The organism is Candidatus Protofrankia californiensis, assembly GCF_900634765.1.
GTDB classification, from domain to species: Bacteria; Actinomycetota; Actinomycetes; order Frankiales; family Frankiaceae; genus Protofrankia; species Protofrankia californiensis.
In genome coordinates, this window is sequence record NZ_CAAAFT010000260.1 from 1 (window position 1) to 1,700 (window position 1,700).

The window sequence follows — 1,700 nt, forward strand, 5'->3', positions numbered from 1 at the left end:
GCTCGACCCTGACCCGGTCGGACGGCAGGGTGCCGACGGCGTCCTCCAGCTTGCCCAGCGCCCGGTCGAGCGCGTCGCGGGCGGACAGCCCCGGTACGTCGGCGAGCGTGCGGGCCGCGACGACCAGCGCCATGGCCTCGTCCGCGGACAGTTTGAGCGGGCGGTCCAGGGTCTGGGGGTCGAGGACCGTGATCTGGTCCGCGGAGTAGCTCAGGTCGATCAGGTCACCGGGCGCGCCACCCGGCAGGCCGCAGACGAACAGCAGGTCCAGGTCGTCCCGCAGCTGGCGGACGGTGACCCCGAAGGTCGCGGCCGCGTCGTCGAGGCACACCCCCGGATGGGCGCGCAGCCACGGCACCAGGGCGAGCAGGCGGCTGAGACGGTCGGTGGAGGAGGAGGGCGCTGGCGGGCTCACAGCACGCTCCCCGGGACCGCCGCTGCCCCGGCCGGTGGGGCTACCGGGTCCTCGATCCGGAGGACTGCTTGACCCCCGGATTGGCCCCTGGACTTCGCCACCATGTGCGCCGGGCCGGCATCGGCATGTACACGGGCGGCATCGGCCAGCCGGCGCAGCACCTCGTTGCGCAGCTGCGGTGGTTGTTCCACCAGCACGTCATCGCCGTAGCCAGCCACCCATCTGGCCAGCTGTTCGGTGTCGGAGTAGTCGATCTCCACAAGATCCATCCCGGCCGATACGGACCCGGACGGGCTCTCGGCCGCCCCCGGTACGGAGTCGGACCGATGGTCAGCCGTCCCACACGCGGAGCCGGGCCGTCTCTCGGGCGTCCCCGGCGTGGAGCCCGGCTGGCTGTCGGTCTCTCCCCGCGCGAAACGGCGCGGGCTGGGGAGCACCCGCGCGTGCCGGCGCAGGGCGTGGCCGGTCCCCGGGCGGACCCGCAGGAGGGCGGTACGGGTGTGATCAGGCGGTGCTGACGCGGACACCAGCGCCCGCAGGTCGACGCCGCCGGGAACGCGGACAGCGCCTGGCGGCCCGACCGCACGCACAGCACCGGTCACCCGCGACAGGCGGAAGACCCGGGCGGCCTGTCGATCACAGTCGTGACCGGCCAGGTACCAGCGCCCCCGCCACGAGACCACGCCCCACGGTTCGACGTGGCGTTCGCGGGGTTCGGTCTCCTCCGGTTTGCGGTAGGGGAAGCGGACGGCCTGCCCGACCTGCACGGCGGCGAGGCAGGGTGCGAACGCGGGCTCCGTGGTGGCGACCCGGGGCTCCAGACCGTCCGGACCGGGCAGGGTGCGGATGCCGCCGGCCGCGAGCTTGCGCAGCGCGCTGGCGGACGCATCCGCCAGCGCCGTGCTGGACCACAGCTGCGCGGCGAGCCCGAGGGCGGCGGCCTCGTCCGGGTCGAGGGAGATCTCCGGTAGCGCATAGTCGCTGCGCCGGATGCGGTAGCCGACCTCGTCGCTCCAGAACGAGTCCGACCCGGTCTCCAGAGGGATGCCGATGTCGCGCAGGTACTGCTTGTCCCGCTCGAACATGCGGCGGAACGCCTCCTGCTCGTCAGCGGTGCTGCCCGGGGCGTAACCCTCCACCAGCTCGCCGATTTCGGCCACGGAGAGAAACCGCGATGTGGCCATCAGGCACATCGTCAGGTTCAGCAGCCGTTCCAACCGACGACGGGACACCGTACGAGGCTAGAACACGACTCTTGGATCTTCAGCGGCGCCTGTGGCGACAA

Annotated in this window: 1 protein-coding gene and 1 pseudogene; both read right to left on the reverse strand. The window is 72.7% G+C overall.

Annotated features, from left to right (window positions below; genetic code table 11):
- Nucleotides 1-415, reverse strand: a pseudogene (locus tag DD1DGNOD_RS14180) (helix-turn-helix transcriptional regulator); the annotation flags it as partial.
- Nucleotides 412-1,599 carry a helix-turn-helix transcriptional regulator gene (locus tag DD1DGNOD_RS14185; RefSeq protein WP_241255715.1) on the reverse strand — a complete coding sequence of 396 codons (1,188 nt, stop codon included), beginning with the start codon at nucleotides 1,597-1,599 and terminating at the stop codon, nucleotides 412-414. The pseudogene DD1DGNOD_RS14180 and the gene DD1DGNOD_RS14185, both read right to left, overlap by 4 nt.
- Nucleotides 1,600-1,700: the final 101 nt, after the last annotated feature.